Source organism: Opitutales bacterium, from assembly GCA_013215165.1.
Classification (GTDB): domain Bacteria; phylum Verrucomicrobiota; class Verrucomicrobiia; order Opitutales; family JABSRG01; genus JABSRG01.
In genome coordinates, this window is record JABSRG010000069.1 from 1 (window position 1) to 17,590 (window position 17,590).

General features: G+C 49.6%; 13 protein-coding genes and 1 tRNA gene. 5 read left to right on the plus strand and 9 right to left on the minus strand.

The features are described from left to right. Positions 1-49: 49 nt before the first annotated feature. Positions 50-805, minus strand: a complete 756-nt coding sequence (locus HRU10_13170; GenBank protein ID NRA28182.1) for a DUF697 domain-containing protein — start codon at positions 803-805, stop codon at positions 50-52. A gap of 150 nt (positions 806-955) precedes the next feature. Between HRU10_13170 and HRU10_13175 the strand changes: the two genes are divergently transcribed. Further along, the gene (locus tag HRU10_13175; protein NRA28183.1) at positions 956-2,185 is read left to right on the plus strand and encodes a hypothetical protein; all 1,230 of its coding nucleotides are present in this window, start codon (positions 956-958) and stop codon (positions 2,183-2,185) included. 102 nt (positions 2,186-2,287) lie between these two features. Here the strand turns inward: HRU10_13175 and HRU10_13180 are convergent, their stop codons facing one another. Further along, a complete protein-coding gene (locus tag HRU10_13180) occupies positions 2,288-2,905 on the minus strand; it encodes a superoxide dismutase (protein ID NRA28184.1) in 618 nt (205 codons plus the stop codon). Positions 2,906-3,063: 158 nt separating this feature from the next. Between HRU10_13180 and msrA the strand changes: the two genes are divergently transcribed. Continuing rightward, positions 3,064-3,579 carry a peptide-methionine (S)-S-oxide reductase MsrA gene (gene msrA, locus HRU10_13185; protein NRA28185.1) on the plus strand — a complete coding sequence of 172 codons (516 nt, stop codon included), beginning with the start codon at positions 3,064-3,066 and terminating at the stop codon, positions 3,577-3,579. Positions 3,580-3,602: 23 nt separating this feature from the next. Here msrA and ccsA read toward each other — a convergent pair whose 3' ends face one another. Genes ccsA through HRU10_13200 form a run of 3 tightly spaced genes read right to left on the minus strand, consistent with a single transcriptional unit; the run spans position 3,603 to position 7,943 of the window. Further along, complete coding sequence (gene ccsA, locus HRU10_13190; GenBank protein ID NRA28186.1) at positions 3,603-5,552, minus strand: cytochrome c biogenesis protein CcsA; 1,950 nt, start codon at positions 5,550-5,552, stop codon at positions 3,603-3,605. Beyond that, positions 5,549-6,763, minus strand: a complete 1,215-nt coding sequence (locus HRU10_13195) for a cytochrome c biogenesis protein ResB (GenBank protein NRA28187.1) — start codon at positions 6,761-6,763, stop codon at positions 5,549-5,551. The genes ccsA and HRU10_13195 overlap by 4 nt, the downstream gene beginning before the upstream one ends. Before the next feature lie 19 nt (positions 6,764-6,782). After that, on the minus strand, positions 6,783-7,943 hold the full coding sequence (locus HRU10_13200) for a hypothetical protein (GenBank protein ID NRA28188.1): 1,161 nt from the start codon (positions 7,941-7,943) through the stop codon (positions 6,783-6,785). Positions 7,944-8,160: 217 nt separating this feature from the next. Between HRU10_13200 and HRU10_13205 the strand changes: the two genes are divergently transcribed. After that, positions 8,161-8,245 (plus strand) — tRNA-Leu (locus tag HRU10_13205). Between the two features lie 593 nt (positions 8,246-8,838). On the opposite strand, the gene HRU10_13210 is transcribed toward HRU10_13205, so the two are convergent. Next, positions 8,839-9,828 carry a formylglycine-generating enzyme family protein gene (locus HRU10_13210; protein NRA28189.1) on the minus strand — a complete coding sequence of 330 codons (990 nt, stop codon included), beginning with the start codon at positions 9,826-9,828 and terminating at the stop codon, positions 8,839-8,841. A gap of 180 nt (positions 9,829-10,008) precedes the next feature. On the opposite strand from HRU10_13210, the gene HRU10_13215 reads away from it, so the two are divergent. Both HRU10_13215 and HRU10_13220 read left to right on the plus strand, forming a co-directional pair. Further along, on the plus strand, positions 10,009-11,220 hold the full coding sequence (locus HRU10_13215; protein NRA28190.1) for an MFS transporter: 1,212 nt from the start codon (positions 10,009-10,011) through the stop codon (positions 11,218-11,220). 256 nt (positions 11,221-11,476) lie between these two features. Continuing rightward, positions 11,477-12,202: a hypothetical protein gene (locus HRU10_13220; protein NRA28191.1), complete on the plus strand. Its 726-nt coding sequence runs from the start codon at positions 11,477-11,479 to the stop codon at positions 12,200-12,202. A 131-nt stretch (positions 12,203-12,333) separates the two neighbouring features. Here the strand turns inward: HRU10_13220 and HRU10_13225 are convergent, their stop codons facing one another. The 3 genes from HRU10_13225 to HRU10_13235 all read right to left on the minus strand — a co-directional run bounded on the left by HRU10_13225 (position 12,334) and on the right by HRU10_13235 (position 17,528). After that, entirely contained in the window at positions 12,334-15,588 is a 3,255-nt protein-coding gene (locus tag HRU10_13225; protein NRA28192.1) for a S8 family serine peptidase, read from the minus strand. Positions 15,589-15,734: 146 nt separating this feature from the next. Then, on the minus strand, positions 15,735-16,400 hold the full coding sequence (locus tag HRU10_13230; protein ID NRA28193.1) for a hypothetical protein: 666 nt from the start codon (positions 16,398-16,400) through the stop codon (positions 15,735-15,737). A 603-nt stretch (positions 16,401-17,003) separates the two neighbouring features. Then, positions 17,004-17,528: a Nif3-like dinuclear metal center hexameric protein gene (locus HRU10_13235; protein ID NRA28194.1), complete on the minus strand. Its 525-nt coding sequence runs from the start codon at positions 17,526-17,528 to the stop codon at positions 17,004-17,006. Between the last annotated feature and the right edge of the window lie 62 nt (positions 17,529-17,590).

A 17,590-nucleotide genomic window follows, 5' to 3' on the forward strand; every position in this document is an offset into this window, starting at 1 on the left:
ACACGATCAACCGCTACAGCCCATCAATACTCAGGTTTGATCTCCGCCATCAGGTCTTATGGGATGGCTGTGACTTTTCTTCTAGAAACGTTTCGTAAACGGGTAAGTAGTCCGCGACGATTTGATCTTTCAGCGGGTCGAGATCTTCCACGGCATAGCGTTCCTGAAGAGCGGGAATCGTTGCGATGTACTTCTCGGGACGCTTTCCTTGAAAATAGCCTTTCAGATAGACTTTTCCGCCCTTGCCCAACTTGGGCTTGATGATGCAGTAGACTCGATGTCGTTGTGCTGAGGGACGCAAATCATCTGGAGGCTCTGGTAGCTTTTCTGGATCTTTGCTCTGAAGGTCGCGTGCTACATCCAAGCCGCGCTTAACTTGTTCTCGGAAGAAGGGCTTTATGGTATCGAGTGACAAATTGTTGAGATCGCCTCCTTCACGGAAATGAACGATGAAAATCTGTCCGATACCGTAGGTGATCGATCCGGCTGCGAGGGACTGACTGACTGAGCCCAGAATCGTTCCGATGCCCGGGATAGTTTTGATGAAACTGCGCAAGAGCGAGGAGGCGATGGTATTGGTTCCGATGGCACCGATGAGTGTTTTGACACGCGATTTTGTGGCGGACTCGTCATAAGGGACCTTATAAATGCCTGCTAAACTTTTTACGAGATTCAGCTGGACCGCGATCAGTGTTGCAAGGTCGGCGAAGGGGAGGGGTATGAAGCTCGTGCTCGTGGCATAAACGACATATTTTTTAACGGTCTCCTGGGCTTGGGTGTCCGTGTTGGATTCAAAGATCTTCATGAGCAACTTGGATGCACCGACGAACTAGCAGCAATCTGATGGACGTTGGCAACGGCAATTAAATATATTGCAAAAGATGTCATCATCGATGCCACGCTTTTTCGGTGTAAGGGTTTAACAATAAGTGTAATTACCGATTTATTATCTGTGATGATAGCCCTGAGATACGCTCTGATTCTAGTCTCCCTTCTCTGCGTTTCACTTTCTGCTCGAGTGTGGACCGACCGCGACGGTCGTGAGGTGATAGCCGAGTTTGTGTCTTTAAAAGATGGCCTGGTTTATCTCAGGCTTCAGCGAGATGATGTTGTGTATGCTTTTCCATTTGAGCGTTTAAGCGCAGAAGACCGACAGTTTGCTCGTAGCAAAGTGAGCATGGATGCTTCCGGAAGCGCATCGGGTGCACCCCCTTATCATGATTCTTCTCAAACGGTGCCTGTCGCCACATCTGACGTCTCTCCTGGATGGCTCGATAATAAGTGGATACGTCTCTCGGCGGTGAGCGGAAAGGATGCTAACGGAGTCGAAAACAAATTTGCGACGGGTGGAGTGTATTTATCGCAGTGTGATGGTCAATGGACAGAGGTATTCCGAGGAGGTAACGTCGCTGATTTTTCTAAAGTCAAATTGGGAAATAAGTTTAACAAGCTCGTGGCTGGCAATGACACGCTGATCGTCGCTGGAGCGAAAGGGAATATTTTCGTGACGCGCAATGGTAAAGATTGGGCATCTCCCGATCCGCTCAAAAACTCGCAGCTATTAACAATGACGTTCTATGAAAATCGTTTTTGGCTATTAATTAGTGATGGAAGCTTCCAGACTTCTACGAATGGGCTCGATTGGGACACGGTAAAGTTTGATCGAGCGATTCTACCGGAAGGCAAGTATCCGCGGAATATTCGGCTTATGGGCTGGGGTAATGACCGAATGGTATTGGTAGGTGAGCAACGGATATCCGTGGCAAACAAGGAAGGATGGGTCCATCACACCATTCTTCCGAAAGAAGAGAAGATGAATCGTAACGGAATGAAGTTGGTGCACGGCTTAGATCGTTTTGTCCTGAGGCATCGAGACGGCATGAAAATCAGTGAAGATGGTATGTCGTGGCAAGACGTTGATGTAATTGATTCTGCGGTAGTGAGCGATATGCGTGGAGTAAATCTCACTCACGACGGGTCCCACTTCTATCTGTTTTTTAGGCACCCTGCATCTGCACTCTTCAAATCGAGAGATGGTCTAAGTTGGGAGCTTATAGCAGAAAAAACAGGCTTGTATAATATGGGATTGAGCATCCCTGGGATTTTGTCGGGCAGAAATAAAAAAGGGCGTGTCGTTTCAAGAGATGAGGGTGAAAGTTGGGAGGCCATCGGCCCTCGTTCTTAGAAATACGCTTATTTTGATGGAGCTAAACTTTGGAGGTAGGGCACAAAAAAGCCCCGATGCTGATAGCATCGAAGCTCTGTGGAATATCAGTTAAGTGATTAATTAGGCCTGATAGTATTCGTTGGCCTTTTCCCAGTTCACCACACTCCAAAAGGCTGAAATATAATCGGGGCGCTTGTTTTGATATTTGAGATAGTAAGCGTGTTCCCAGACATCAAGTCCGAGGATGGGTGTGCCCTCGACATCGGCAATGCCCTTCATGAGGGGGCTGTCCTGATTCGGTGTAGATGTGACGGCTAGAGAGCCATCTGCCTTTTTCACCAGCCAAGCCCAACCTGAGCCGAAGCGTGTGGCACCCGCATTTGCGAACTGCTCCTTAAATGCATCGAGTGATCCAAAGGTTGTGTCGATCGCAGTGGCGAGTGCGCCGACCGGGGAGCCTCCGTTTCCGCTCAGGATAGTCCAGAAGAAGCTATGGTTAGCGTGTCCTCCTGCATTGTTGCGGAGACCGGTGCGGATTTTTTCTGGGACAACTGAAAGATCGGAAATGAGATCTTCGACTGACTTGGCTGCTAGTGCTGGCTCAGATTCGAGTGCAGCATTTGCCTTGGCGATATACGCGGCATGGTGCTTGGAGTGATGAATCTCCATTGTTTTCGCGTCAAAGTGCGGCTCGAGCGCATCGTATGCATAGGGTAATTCAGGAAGTGAGTATGCCATAGCTGTATCTTGGGTTAGTTGATATGTGAACCTCAGTAAGGGAATAACGGTAAAGTCATCGTCAACAGCTAAGCTTAAAAATCAACAGATAGTCTTGAGATGTCGTGAATGTGAGCTCGGAGTTGTGATCAAGCTCAATGCTGTCTTTGTATTATTCTATGAATCATGAATCGATAGTTTTGGCAGGGGGTTGTTTTTGGTGCATCGAGGCAGTGTTTCAACGCATTGACGGGGTCGTTTCGGCGACATCTGGATATATGGGAGGGCACGTTGTAGATCCTGACTATCAATCCGTATGTGGTGGAGAGACTGGACACGCTGAAGTGGTGAAGGTTGTTTTCTATGCGGATCAGATAAGCCTATCTCAAATTCTTCAGGTATTTTGGCTGGCGCACGACCCGACCACCTTGAATCGCCAAGGCGCGGATGTAGGAACCCAATATCGCTCGGCGGTATTTTTCGATGGCCCAGAGCAGGAGCAGGTCATCAAAGAATCGATCGATCAACTGGTTGCATCGGGTAAATACAAAGGTCCTATTGTCACGCAAGTGGTACCTCTAGACGTATTCTATCCTGCCGAAACCTACCACGAGAATTACTACAGCCTGAACCCAAATCAAGGCTACTGCGCCTACGTCATCCAGCCCAAGTTGGACAAGCTAGGCCTATTGTAGGAGGGCGCGTGGTTTCCGTCACATCATTGGGCAGGATCACCCAAGAGCGCACTGTTTTTAGACTTAGAGCAGGTCGCTTTATCTTCACGCTTTGCCATCAGCTGGCCGTATTCACTGCGCCAGAAGCGGTAGGGAACCAGGGATAGCCCCATAATCAACAGCTGGCTGAGCACGAATAACTTCAGAGGCTTGAAAGCCGCATCCATGAACCCGTATGAATGGAGGCCAACTCCGAGCATATTCGTGCCAAACCACGACCATGCACAGACAATGTTTCCAAAAATAGCCAGGTTCATGATGCCTCTTGGACTCGATAAACCACCCCAGCGCACGTGCAAAATAATAGCTGTCCAAATGACAATCAGGAGCGCTCCGTTTTCCTTAGGATCCCATCCCCAAAAACGGCCCCAACTCTGGTCGCCCCAGATACCTCCGAGGATTGTCCCGACTAGGCTAAATAGTGCGGCAAAACAGGTGATGCCATACACCATTGAGTTGAGCGACGTAGCCTCTTTGCGGCTAAAAGTCTTTCCGAAAATCCCTTTGATGATGAAGAAGATTCCCAAAAATCCAGCGGCAAAGACTGCTGAATAACCAAATGTGATCACGATCACGTGCGTTGCTAGCCAGAAGTTTGAGTCAAGCACCGCCCGCACCATCTCAAGCGTGTCCCCCGACAATATGGCGAGTTGGTGGGCAATGATTAGGGTAATAATCCCGATCGATGAGGCCGCGGCCATCCCAATGCCATTGCGCCAGTATTTTTCGAGCAGCAGCGCGAGTAGCGTGGAGCCCCAACCTACAAAGACGGCGGAGGAGTAGAGGTTGGTCACGGGTGGGCGCCCATGGATATACATGCGCAGCAAAATAGCTGCGGAGTGGATAACAAAAGCAAGGATACACAGCCAGTAGGCACTGTTCCACAGGGGTTTGGTCCAGCCCAACCAAGATCCACAGGCGAATAGGAAAATGACGATATATAGGAAAATTGCCGCAGAAAATGGGGCCGCTTGGTTAAAACCATATTCGACATGAACGTGGGTAATTTCGTCTGGGTAGGTGGCGTTGAAATCCGCCTTCATCTCCGTCACGACTTGATTGAACAATTCCGTATCTCCGCTTCGGAATGCTTCTGTCATCCGCCCATATTGCAAAACGTAGGGGTGCATTTCCCCGGTTTCTACTACTTTGAGCAGAGCCTCTCCGATATTATACCAATCCGTCTCTTTGAGTTCGTCATCGTCTGAGGGGATGATGCGCAACAGTGAACTTTGAGCTAAAAACTGATAGCGCTCCGCAGTGTTACGGAACTGTTCGAGGAGCGTTTCGTTCGCTTCTTCTCCGTTTTGTTGACGGATGAGCTCTTGGGCGATGAAGGGAACCACCTGCTGGAGGGCCTGATATTCTTGGGCAACGGTATCAAGATTGAAGCCTTGATTCAGCGAGCGCGTGAGTGCGTCGTATCTACCAATGGCGTTCCAGAGTTGAGTGAGCTGTTCGTCCTGAGGTGCGATGTTGGGGTCCTCAAGATCGATACGCTGTACACGCTCGCGGAGTTCATCGAGATAGGGGCGTAGATCACTAAACGAATAATAGCGCTTGCTGATTTCGGCTAAGCCAGCAAGGCCCAAGTCATCTGGAAACTCGACTTTAAAGATGCGTAGGGTGTCCGCGTACTCCGGCTGCAAAGCGACGTAAGCAAGCCACTCGACGGCATCCATTTTCGTCCCTTGAGGACTTCCCGGAATCATCTGAGTCTCCCCGCGGTTCGTCAGCGTTGTGCGTTTTGCGACGAGCATCAGATTATTGCGCGCCGCTGAATCTAAGGGCTTAATCCGGCCATTCTGTTGAATGGGGAGTTTGCCAAAAGTCTCGAGGTCGAACTCTGTATCATAGGTCGTCGGCATCATAAACCGCACCGAGACAGCTGCGAAGACGAAGAATAAGGTGATAGAGATCCAGGGTGAATTCATGCTGCAACAGAGGGTTTCCGTTTACCTAAAAATGCGACCAGGTGATAGGAGAATTGCCAGATCATACCAAAAGCGAGCATTGCAACGGATACATAGGGCAGGAGCCAACCTGGGTTTTTGACGACTTGAAGCACGGTTGTTGTTTCGGTGGTCTCATCGTAGCTGGCCTGATAGAACGTATAGCCTCCATAGCGCAAGGGATGATTCATGTAGATCAACGCGTTGCGCTCCACGCCATTATCCGGATCTTTAATGATGACCTCGCTCGAGAAATTCTTTGGAATCTCAGTGCCAGGGTAGCGATCGAAGCGAAAATCAATCAGCTCTAGAGCGAATGGGAAATAAGAGCGTCGGAATCGCATGCCGATGGTCCACTGCTCATCGCCAAACTCCATTGTTTGAGCTGGAAAATTACCCTCCAAGACATTGGACACCAGCCAAGTTCCGAGGTTTTCCTGAGTCTCTCGATCTGTGAGGCGAATGAATGCACTTTCGGTGTTAACGTCATCCATGGCATAGGTGGGGCGTTCTCCACGAATACCCAGGTCACGCGGCGTTCCGGTAAGTTTGCCTATACCTTCGGTAGCCATAGACGGAGCAAAACCGCCGCCCTGAGAAAGAAAACCAATGGTGGAATTCTTGTAAAATCGAAGGATTTCGACGGTGAAGGGAAGTCCAGGTTCATCAAAGACATCGCCGTTTTTGAGATAATCGGTCGCTATGCTAAATACTTCGATGTGGTCTTCATCAACATCGCGGTTGAAGTAGATCTCTCCATGCTGAGAATTGAATGCAGAATTGGATGACCCGCTCTCATCGATGCTCATCATAGATTCTTCAGCTAGAAAATCTGTAAGGAGTTCACTGAACAGGAGAAGAATAAGTCCGGCATGAACAATCTGTATACCCACTTTCTTGAGCGTCCACTGGAAGCGCTGAATGTGAGCAGCGATAAGGTTGATCAATAACAATATGCCAATGGTGTAGCCACCCGGCATAGGAATGCCAAACCAGCCACCAAGGAAATCACCAAACGGCAGAGTGTCCGGATACTGCCAGAAAACGAAAAGGCTTTCAAAGTAACGTTTTTGAGTGACATGAATCCCGGTGTTTACTTGGTCTAAGGTTCCAAAGAAGACTAGCGCCATGCTGAACGACAGCAGGATGACCGTCAGACGCAGCGAAGTGAGAAGTTTGATTGCGGGATGCATCGGGAACTGGGCAATTCGCTTAAAATGACACTGTCTTTAAAAATGCCTCAAATGTCTCAGCTTCAGCCTTCAAGGCAGCAGCCGGTCCAGTCATTTTAAAAAACCACGTCTCAAGCGCCTGAGGCAAGATACCACCCAAAATGGATTGTGCAGAGCCCTCGATCATAACAATTATCATTTCGCCCGCTGGAACAGGTATCGCCTCTATAGAGTCACGAATAGCTGTGCCGTCGAGTGGAGGTAAGCCACTCTGGCGCCGCCATCGATTAACATTTGCTTCCAAGCCTCCAACGTCTCCGGGGAAGGCTGTGATGGAAAGCTCGGCATTCCCGCCGTCGTTGCTGATGAGATAAGTGCCTTTACGCATGGGGTTGGCTGGCCCCTCTCTCCAGCTTGCAGGAACCGTCCAAGTAGCTCCATCGATCGATGCGACTTGCTCCGCCATTCCGGGCATCGGTTGCATTTTATTCTCGGGTGCTGAGACAAGGGTAGGGGGTATTTGAGATGCTGACGTGGCTTCAGGCTTCTCATCTGCATAAGCATCTACTTTCTCATCAGTAGAATTATAGTTACTGTCGCCGTGAGCACCATTATCCTCATCGTGTGTGTGTATCCCGCTGAGGAATGTCATGAACGCTGCTTCGCTGGATGAGACTTGCTCGGGGCTACCTTCTAATTTGAAAAACCAGGCGCTTTGACCACCACGCAGGACAGCGATGTCAAAAGCGCGCGTATCGTTTGCTAATGCATAGCGGTTAAACGGCAGTGAATCCTGAGGTGCAGGTTTTGCCGTGCTTTGCAGCATTTCTGGCGAAAATGTTATTCCGAGCTGGCGTGCCCAGCGGGCTAGGTTTGCCGCGTCGGTGCCGCCGCCTCCGAGGCTGGATATAGCCAGTGACGCTCCAGTTGGTAAGGTGTATTTTTCATTAACCATGCGTGGGGCTGGAACTTGTTCCCAATCACTTTGAGCATCCCAATGTGGCATGCCGCTTATTTCCTCCGACGCCTGAGCCATTTCGACCTGAACGCGTTCAGGTTCTAGAGAGGCTGGCTCGATGGGCCGTTCAGCATAAGGGGAGTTGATCGGCTTATCGACTACCTTAACTTCTACCTCGGAACTGCATCCAATGAAAGATAAGGCTGTGATCGTGCTCAACGCTGTGAGTTTGGGATAGGTCATGGAGTTGGAAATAGGTTCAACCGCCGAAACCATTTACAGAGACATAGAGGGGTCAAGGGGATCCATCCGATTCATCTACGGTTATCAAAAGGCGAGCTGAACCCCATTAGATCTCGAATCAGGGCGGTCTTAGTTGGAACATCAGGAGCTCTTCGAAGTTTCAGCTTTTCAATTGACACTCATATCCGGTCTACGTGGTTTTATGAGCCTTTTAAGCGCTCAGGTGGTGAAATTGGTAGACACGCTGTCTTCAGGCGGCAGTGCTTCACGGCGTGCGGGTTCGAATCCCGCCCTGAGCACCAATACCTTCGTTGTCAGAAAAGACCTAAAAATTAGCCCAACCGCTTCATGAGCTCAGTTCTTGGCGGGATGAGAACCCGCGAAGGGTTCGGCGTAGAGAGGGGAGCGAACGGAGGAGGGACACCGCAGGTGGTCCTGGCGCAGTCAGGATGAGCTGCAAGCTCACCAATCCCGCCCTGAGCACCAGAAATCCTGGGTTTCTTAAAGAACTCTGTGATTCGCCAGGTAGGGTGACGGCGAAAGCCGTTGCCGGCCCCGATACCAACGTGTAATTCTTTGCGCTGAATCGTAGTTAATCTAGACCTTTAGTCGTCTAAGGGTTTGGGGGAGGTGTCAGCTAATAAACGTGAATTTAATGTGCCGTTTGGTGAGTCTCTATTTGATATTTTGTTGGGACAACGGTGGCTGCTTCTTAGCAGCGGAAGGCGTGGAAATATCGTGGATGCGATTCCTTAAACTCGATCGTAGTACTTTGTTGTAATCGCCTTGCGACCATCCTACGAAATGCGTCATGTCGAGGCATTTTACGCGGAATAACAGCAGGCAAAATCCCTTGTTCCGGTACCCAAGTGATTAAGTAGCTTAGCCTAGTTTTCTAAATATCCCTCACGACCCGAAACCCACAATTCGTTGTAGCGGAGTCGGGGGTGTTTCCTGTGCGCGCTCCGAGCCGATAGCGGTTACAGTATGAGCTGTGACACAGGAAGGAGCCGCCACGCATGGATTTTCGATCCGTGCGGTGCTGAGGGCCACGGGGATTGTTTGGAGAATAGTCTGTTGTCGTGTGCCAGGTTGGATCAAACCAGTCATTGCACCATTCCCAAACGTTGCCGACGACGTTGAAGAGTCCGTAAGTGTTGGGCTTGTAGGACCGAGCGGGTGCGGTCCATGCATAGCCGTCAGCGGCACTGTTATTTGTGGGGAATTTGCCCTGAAAGGTATTGCACATGAACTTACCACGCGGGACGAGATTGTCGCCCCAAGGGAAGCGTTGCTGAGAGGTGCCTCCGCGTGCTGCGTATTCCCATTCGGCTTCGGTGGGTAGCCGGACTCCGGCCCAGATACAATAGGCGAGCGCGTCACGCCATGTCACTCCGATGACAGGATAGTTCATCCGTTTTTTGATATCGCTCCCTGGGCCTTCAGGCTTTTTCCATGACGCACCTTCGACACCGAACCACCACTGCAGCCCTTTCACCGACCGTGATTCTTTCAGCTTTCGCTGCTTAGACTTCGGAAGCTGGCCAAAAAATACATAGGACCATCCGAAGCGTTCTGATTCTGTTTTATAGCCAGTGGCGTCAATAAATTCAGCGAACTCGGTGTTAGTGACTGTCGTCTGAGAGATCCAGAATGGGTCTATTTTAACTTCTCGGACGGGGCCTTCTCCATCTTGGGGCCATCCATCATCGTCTGCGCATCCCATAAGGAAATTGCCTCCTTCGAGCTTTACCATCCCATCAGTTGAACCGGAGTTGACTTGGGCGACCCCGGACATGTCTTTTATCGCTGCATCAGTGGTTGCGCCAAAGTCGAGTCCATCACGCGTTACAATTCCCTTGGCGCAGCCGCAACCTTGGCTCATTGGGTCGGCATACAGCTGTTCTGGGATATGAGGTTTGTTCGGTGATTGGTTGGCACTGTCGCAGCGATCCGATTCTGACATCCGTCAATTTGATGGCGGCGAATCAGGCAGGTCAATCAAAGGCTGCTCTAGACAATTGTCTTGAACGGGCATCCTAACCACGCCGTGATCTGATAGAGCGTGAGTACGGAGAGGGAACAGAATGGACTAGATAAGAGGAAGACTTTCCGGCTCGATATGCTACGCGCCCCGTTTCAGGGCTTTGTTCAAGAGGGCCTAATGAGTCTCGCGCTGTTGGTCGCGATCCGATATTTTGAAGGAGCTGACACGGCGAAAGCATTGATTGCCGCTTCGGGTTCCATCGGTCTTCTACTGAATCCGCTGTCATTGAGCTGGATTGCTCGCAGTGGTCAGCGTGTATCGAAAGCCGCGTCCTTTACCTTATGTTTAAGCGCCGTAGCACTCTTGTGCAGTCTCTCTGCGAAGAGCCTTTGGTTGTTTTGCCTCTGCTGTGGATTAGCTGCCATCTTCAATGTTCAGATTTTTCCGCTGATCTTGCAGATTTACACACGTAACTATCCAGCAAACGAGCGAGGTAAAAGGCTTTCGATTGCTTCAATTATTGCGGGATTTGGTGCTGCCACAGCTACCTATGGAGCGGGCAGGTTGCTCGACCTGCACATTGGTACTTATCCCATGATTTTTGTCCTGTTGGCTGCCGCAACTCTTCTCAATGCTGCTATCCTCCGGCGGATGCCTAGCGATCGCTTGGAAGTTTCAAGCGTAGGCAACCCTTGGAAGAGTGTTCAACTGGCCGTCACCGATAGAGTATTTGGCTTTATGTTATCAGCTTGGATGTTGATGGGGATTGCCAATCTGATGACTTTGCCTCTGCGGACTGAGTATATGGCCAATCCGGATTTTGCCGTGAATGCCACTAATAGCGAGATAGCGTTTATCATGGTTGGGGTCCCTGCAATTGCCCGCATGATCGCATCTCCGATTTGGGGAGCATTATTTGACAAGGTCTCGGTCATTATCGTGCGTGCGTCGGTTAACGTATTTTTTCTCCTGAGTATTGGTATCTTTTTCAACACATCCTCCCTGTTTTGGCTCGGCTTTGCCATGGCGTGCAATGGAATCGCCAATGCAGGGGGATCGATTACTTGGTCCCTTTGGGTGACAAAGCTGGCGCCAAAAGACAAAGTGGCGGCGTATATGAGCGTCCACACTGCCTCTACCGGTTTACGCGGTGTGATGAGTCCATTCCTCGGATTCTATTTACTCAGCGTATTGAGCACAGCTCAGTTGTCGTTTCTCGGTGTGAGCTTGGTTGTTTTATCTACGCTGATGTTTGTTGGTTTGGTCCGTCATCCGAGATTTCGACCTTAAGCGCTGGGTGCAATTGAAAGGACGGGGAGTTTTTCCAGTAGTCGCTCCTCGGCTCCATTGGTTGTAGCAAGTTGAGGCGCTCTGTCGCCTCGCCCCCCTATGGTGTCGATCGAAGCAACGGCCTGCGCCCCGACAGAGCGGCGCAACCAGAACAAAGGCAGTTGGGAACACGTCCCCGAAGTTTCAATTAGCCCTCCTTAAGCGCTACTTACATATTTGATGTTGATGTTGCCAGTGCGTCGATTATCCCAAGCTCATGTTCATTCGGATTTTCGTTTGTCTGCTCGGATTTATTTTCGGAGCTAATCTAATATTAGCGGATGAGGAATATTACACTTTGGTTTCCAGTGACGGGCGGGAGATTAAAGCAAAAATACTCGATATAAGTGTCAAAATGGTCGAAATCCAGAGAGAGGATGGTTCCCGATTTGATGTATGGAAAAACCAACTCTCTGACAGATCTCAGCAGCTGATTGATCGGTTAGAACATAAGCGTCTTTTTGATAACCCGGAGAACTTTGAGTTAGGCTTATCGACCCGACGAAAGTCGATAAATCGTCAAACTTTCAGTTTTTACAAGACAGTGAACGAAAGGATGCAATACCGCTTCAGGATCAATAAACCAGAATCACTCAGCATGGATGGTTTAGAGATAGAGTATAAGATCTTTGTCCAGAGGAGTTTGAACGATTTGACGCACACGATCAGCGGTAAAGAGACTCTGAATGGTGGGACGGGAGACGAGGAAATAGAGATTTTCAGCAAAATATTCAGTCTCTACTCTCGTGAGCTTTTGCCCAACTGGACCTGGACCTATTCCAAGAGCAAGTATGAGGATGAGGTCCTAGGTGCATGGATACGTCTTTATCAAGGTGATAAGCTTGTTGCCGAGAAGGCTGCCCCTAGGCGTCTAATGAGACTGGAGCGATGGCCAAGTCGAGATCAGGCTATGCCAATTCCTGCAGCTAGGGCAGTGGACTGACGGATTATAAAATACATAGCGACACATCTACTCCAAGAGCGTCGGCGAGGTGTGACACTCCTGCTCCCGTCTCAGGAAGCAGGAGTTTAATTGGTATCCGTGTGTGCGGCGCTTACTTACTCACTGCAAGGCTACTCGTTATCCAGAATAAAGGTAAAGCGCGCACTGAGGGTTGTGATTTCGCCTTGGTCTAAACTCCGATTCCAGATGGCGAAATCGTCGACTATACCCTTAAAGGCTACACCTGTGGTTTCGCCGTCTGCAAAAAGTGATGAGTCGGCGTAATTAGCTATGCTTGATTGTCCTGAATGTGCGGCGATCTGCATCGCGACACTGTTGTCAGGATCGAATTCAACCCCGTTCAGGTAGGCTTTAAATGCTCCTGAGTGAGGGCTGGCTGGGTCTTGGCCTGCATCGATGACGAGGGCGAGATGGTAGTAGACGCCTTCCTGTATGTCACCGCTTTCACGCCATGTGCCGGACCAGGTGTCTTGATCGCCAACCTCGGTGTCGAGCAGGGTGTCCCACACGCCGGCATACAGTTTTCTACCTTCGATATATGCATTAAATCCTCGGAAGTTTCCTCCAGATTCAAAGAGGACTTGTTTGCCGGGTAATGAAAGGTCTTCGGCTAAGAACCACATGCTAAAGGACCGCTTAGTTAATGTGGGGCTGAGATTCAGGGATGGTGCTGATTTGATAGACAACATGGTGGATTCAATGCCATTAGATTTCGCACCACCAGCGAACTTTCCGAGATCATCTTCGAGTGATATTCCGCCTACAGGTGTCAGGTCTAAATTAAATGTGATGTCCTGAAATGTATCATTCATCGGAGCATACATGACAATATCATCTAGCGAGATTTGACCGACTGTGGAGCCGATTTCGATTTCCTCAGGAGGGAGCCCGGCAAGTGTCCTGATCTCATTTCGACTTAGGTTGCGGTTCCAAGCTGCGAAATCATCGACGTATCCGCTGAAGGCTACTCCAGTCTGATTGCCGTCGGGGAAGAGAGTATGGTCTACATGATTTCCAAGTCCTGTTTTTCCAGGGTGGTCAGCAATCTGCATGGCGATGCTGTTTCTTTCATCGAATTCCTCACCGTTGAGGTAAGCCTTAAAGGCGCCCGCATGGGGGGTTTTAGGTTTAGCGCTCGCATCGAATACGAGTGCGACATGGTAGTAAACCCCTTCTTCGATGCCTCCGATCTGTCTCCAGGTTCCTGGCCAAACACTTTCGTCGCCGATCACTGTGTCCTGTATCGTGTCCCATACGCCGGCATATAATACACTGTTTTCGAGGTATATATTAAATCCTCGACCCCAACCTCCCGTCTCAAAAATTACCTGCTTGCCTGGTTTGTCCAGGTCATCGGCTGCAAACCAGAGGCTGAAGGTTCGCTGGGTGAGGGCTTCCCCGAGATTGAGTAGTGGGTGTGATTCGAAATGGACTATATTGTTAGATCCTCCGAAGCGCGCTGCGCCCTCAAAGACACCCCCATTATTTGCAATGGGTTCACTACTTAGAGTGACTAGGTTGAGTGTGTTGGTGCTGTCCTGAACTTGGTTGTCCATGGGTGCGTATACGAAGAGGCCCATGTTTGAGACTTCAGTGACTGTGGAAGACTCAGGTAGCTGTATGAACTCGGTTGAGGCGATTGATTGAACCTCCTCGAGTTCAAGACTTCGGTTCCAAATAGCAAAATCGTCAATATAGCCGTGAAAGGCTCCCCCAATGGTCTCACCATCTTCGAAGAGAGTGTTGTCCTGGTAGTTGCCCAGCGCTGTCGCACCGGCATGCTCGGCGATCTGCATGGCGATACTGTTCTCAGTATCGAATTCAACACCGTCGAGGTAGGCCTTGAAGGCGCCAGACTGTGTTTCCCTCGGTTTGCTTGCAGCATCCAAAACGAGCGCAAGGTGATAGAATTTTCCTTCCTGAAGGCCCGCGTATTTGCGCCAGGTTCCAGGCCATGCGTCGATGTCGCCGATCTCAGTATCTAAAATGTTATCCCAGACACCCGCGTATAAAATACCCGCTTCGATGTAGGCATTAAAGCCCCTTCCAAATCCTCCGGTTTCGAAGAGCACTTGCTTGCCTGGTAGTGAGAGATCTTCCGCTGCAAACCACAGGCTAAAGCTGCGTTGGGTGAGCGAGGAACCTAAGTTGAGTGATGTATCAGACTCGATCGATATGATATCGTCTACACCATTGAAGAACGCTGCATCGGTTCGTTTATTAAGAATACTCACTTCCTGAATGCTAGCCTGCGCTGTGTAGGCGAGATTTTTGGTAAAATCCTGGAAAGACCCCTCAAATGGAACGTAGGATACCAACTGCTGAAGAGATACCTCGGAGAGAGTAGAATCCTCAGGGAGGGTGAAGGAGTAAGCGCTCAGATCTATTGTCGCAACAGCAGTGTTAGAAGCGTTAGACTCAATGATGATCTGTCCATCAACAAAGCCATCGATACCGTTTGGAGTGAAAGCGATTTCGATGACACCCTCCTCATCAGTGCCCAGGCTAAATGCTGAGTCCGACAATACGGAGAATGCACTGTCTGTTGTCGCTACGGATTGTATCAAAAGCTCCCCAATGCCTCGGTTCAGAATTTGGATTTGTGTGATAGATGAGCCCTGGGAATCGACCGCGTCTAACTGCACAAAACTGGGAACTTCGATGTATGGCTCAAAGGCTAGGTGTTTGACAGCATTGTAAGCATTGAGTCGCCCCCCTGTTCGAGTCATGCCGTCGAGAGCGTCTACGGGGTCAGTGGCTGAGAAGAGCAGTTCAATGATGTCTGTATAGGGGGAATCCGTACCATATCGAGACAGCATCAGAGCAAGAACACCGGCAACATGAGGTGTTGCCATGGATGTGCCGCTTTTACGGCCATACTTTCGGTCAGGTATGGTGCTGTAGATGCTTCCCCCCGGTGCCGCCAAATCTACGGACTCGAGTCCATAGCTTGAAAAGCTTGACTTCCTGTCATTCAGTTCGGAGCTGGCAACTGAGATGATGTTGTCGACGTCGAGTGAGGCTGGCGGTATTAGGAACGTGTCATTATTTCTGTTCCTATTGCCCGCCGCAGCAACGGCTATGTGATTAGCGGCCTGGGCTCGCAAAAACGCAGATCGCATCAAAAAATCTGAACTTCCAGAAAATACGCCCCCATAGCTATACGAGTGATTGCTGATGTGGCTGCCCATTTCTACAGCGTAATCGATTCCTTCTAAATTATCGTAGAAACTACCGCTATTATTCATAATTCTGACCGGCATGATCGCGACATCGTGCGCTACGCCCGGTACCCCAATTCCGTTATTTCCCTGGGCGCCAATCGTTCCAGCGACGTGCGTACCATGGCTATTGAGGTCGATCATTTTGTTTGTCTCTGTCACAAAGTCCCAGCCATGAACGTCGTCGATGAAGCCGTTCCCATCGTCGTCGACGCCGTTGTCGGGGATTTCACCGGGGTTTCGCCATAAGTTGTCTTTTAAGTCCGGATGGAGTATATCAACACCGGTATCTAAAACAGCGACGATAACGGATTCAGAGCCGGTTTCGATGTCCCACGCCTTGTCGGCTTCGATCTTGTGAAAAGTCCCCAGGTTTGTGTGTAAGACGGGTCATTTGGTGTGAAACTGGGGAATACTAAGTAGTTCTTGGCTGAGCTCACAGCGCCTGATGCGATTTCTTCAGAGTATGCTGTTTTGAAAGATTCATCCATCTTTGCGATGGTATCTAAGCTGATGTTATCAGAACGAACGAGGAGTCGTCTTCCAGTGAAAGATCTATGATCAACTGCGTAGTTCTCAGAATTTAACCAATTCTCGAAATCGTCCCCTGTCTCTTCTTCAAGGATGCCAACGATAAGCTTGTTTGCCACGTAAGCATACTCGCTAATCAGTTCCTCACCGTTAAACTCTCGCACTTCAACCACGTAAGGATGTTTCGATTCGATTTGATATAGACGCCTTTCTGTTCGTAGGTCGCCCTCGATCTGGCTGTCAAAATCGACCAAAATGGCACCAGTGTGATGCGTGCTGATCAGTCCTGATGTCCCAGCGCTTGGTTCGAGAGTAGGAGAGTCCGGTGGAGTATTTGTCTCTGTCTGCTCCGACTTTTCTATAGCGACATATTTATCGGAGGTTTTCGTGTGGTCGGGAGACTCTTCATTTCCTTCGCTAGGCAAGAAGTTTCGGCTTATCAAGGCTACTATGCACAGTGCCGAAAGCGTAATAAGTGGAATAATTTTATTTCTATTCATTATGAGGGAGGGAGGTTAGGGAAGTTTGGGCCTGAAAGGCCGAATACAATTGTGTCGGAAATAACGGTCTCTATCAAATCTAGTTTGCTAATTTAGCTAGGAATTTACGGGTTTTTAAGGCTTAGAACTGCCTTAACTGCCGGGAGGCATGTCAACCTGGTCCTTTGGTGAAGAACTGATGTAGATATTTCGATGTGAGAGAGTGGAAATTGTGGTTTCCTTGGACATCTGTTTTGCGTGTCGAAGAAGAAGTCATTGGAAGATAGGGTCTACGGAGCAATTGGACTTGTAGTCCCGAGTTGCGCTGTAGCCCTAGAACTTGTGGAGAAAGGAAAGGAACGCCCCCTGAAGCTTCACGAGCGTCTCAGGTTGACCTATAATTCACCGCTCTGCCTGCACTGTAATTGTAACCGCGACAAGTTTGACAAAGAACGCGATAAAATGCGTGAGATTCAAAAAGAGCGGCGGAAGAAAAAGTAGCAGTATCAGGAATAGCGGTGCCACTAGCTCGTTTTGGGCACGAACGCTCTACAGTGGACACGCCGTATCAATAAACTCCCAATCGAGGCTCATTTTCTTAGCTAGACGCTCGGCAAGTGCCTGAACGCCGAACACTTCCGTGGCGTAGTGGCCGCAGGGGAAGATATTGAGCCCAAGTTCTTGAGCCTGATTGAAATTGTGTTGTCGAAGTTCTCCGGTGATCAACGTATCGACGCCTTCGGTAGAGAGGTGGTCGATAGCGCTGGAACCACTACCCGTCAGGATCGCTATTTTTTTGGGCTTCTCACTCCCGAAGGATAGGCTGTTGTAAGTGTCCGGAAATAGTTGCGTGAGTCTGCTGCTTAAATCGTCTCGTGAAGTATCAAAATCGCAGATGAGGCCGATGTCATTCCCTTCAAAATTAAGAAATGTTTTTTTCACTTCCAGTCCAAGCTTTTGGGCGAGCAGCGCATTGTTACCGATTTTCGGGTGGGCATCTAGAGGCAGGTGGCAGCTGTAGACAGCGAGATCGCCGTCGAACGCAGTTTTTATTTTTTTACACAGCCATCCCATAAGGCCTGATGGCGGAGATCAGGGGTGAGTATTGATCGGCTGTAGCGGTTGATCGTGTCTAT

What these genes read in the sequence shown, in the direction of transcription:
- HRU10_13170 (NRA28182.1), bottom strand. Translation starts at nt 805, where the DNA reads ATGAAGATCTTTGAATCCAACACGGACACCCAAGCCCAGGAGACCGTT.
- HRU10_13175 (NRA28183.1), top strand. Translation starts at nt 956, where the DNA reads ATGATAGCCCTGAGATACGCTCTGATTCTAGTCTCCCTTCTCTGCGTT.
- HRU10_13180 (NRA28184.1), bottom strand. Translation starts at nt 2,905, where the DNA reads ATGGCATACTCACTTCCTGAATTACCCTATGCATACGATGCGCTCGAG.
- msrA (NRA28185.1), top strand. Translation starts at nt 3,064, where the DNA reads ATGAATCATGAATCGATAGTTTTGGCAGGGGGTTGTTTTTGGTGCATC.
- ccsA (NRA28186.1), bottom strand. Translation starts at nt 5,552, where the DNA reads ATGAATTCACCCTGGATCTCTATCACCTTATTCTTCGTCTTCGCAGCT.
- HRU10_13195 (NRA28187.1), bottom strand. Translation starts at nt 6,763, where the DNA reads ATGCATCCCGCAATCAAACTTCTCACTTCGCTGCGTCTGACGGTCATC.
- HRU10_13200 (NRA28188.1), bottom strand. Translation starts at nt 7,943, where the DNA reads ATGACCTATCCCAAACTCACAGCGTTGAGCACGATCACAGCCTTATCT.
- HRU10_13210 (NRA28189.1), bottom strand. Translation starts at nt 9,828, where the DNA reads ATGAGCCAAGGTTGCGGCTGCGCCAAGGGAATTGTAACGCGTGATGGA.
- HRU10_13220 (NRA28191.1), top strand. Translation starts at nt 11,477, where the DNA reads ATGTTCATTCGGATTTTCGTTTGTCTGCTCGGATTTATTTTCGGAGCT.
- HRU10_13225 (NRA28192.1), bottom strand. Translation starts at nt 15,588, where the DNA reads ATGATCGACCTCAATAGCCATGGTACGCACGTCGCTGGAACGATTGGC.
- HRU10_13235 (NRA28194.1), bottom strand. Translation starts at nt 17,528, where the DNA reads ATGGGATGGCTGTGTAAAAAAATAAAAACTGCGTTCGACGGCGATCTC.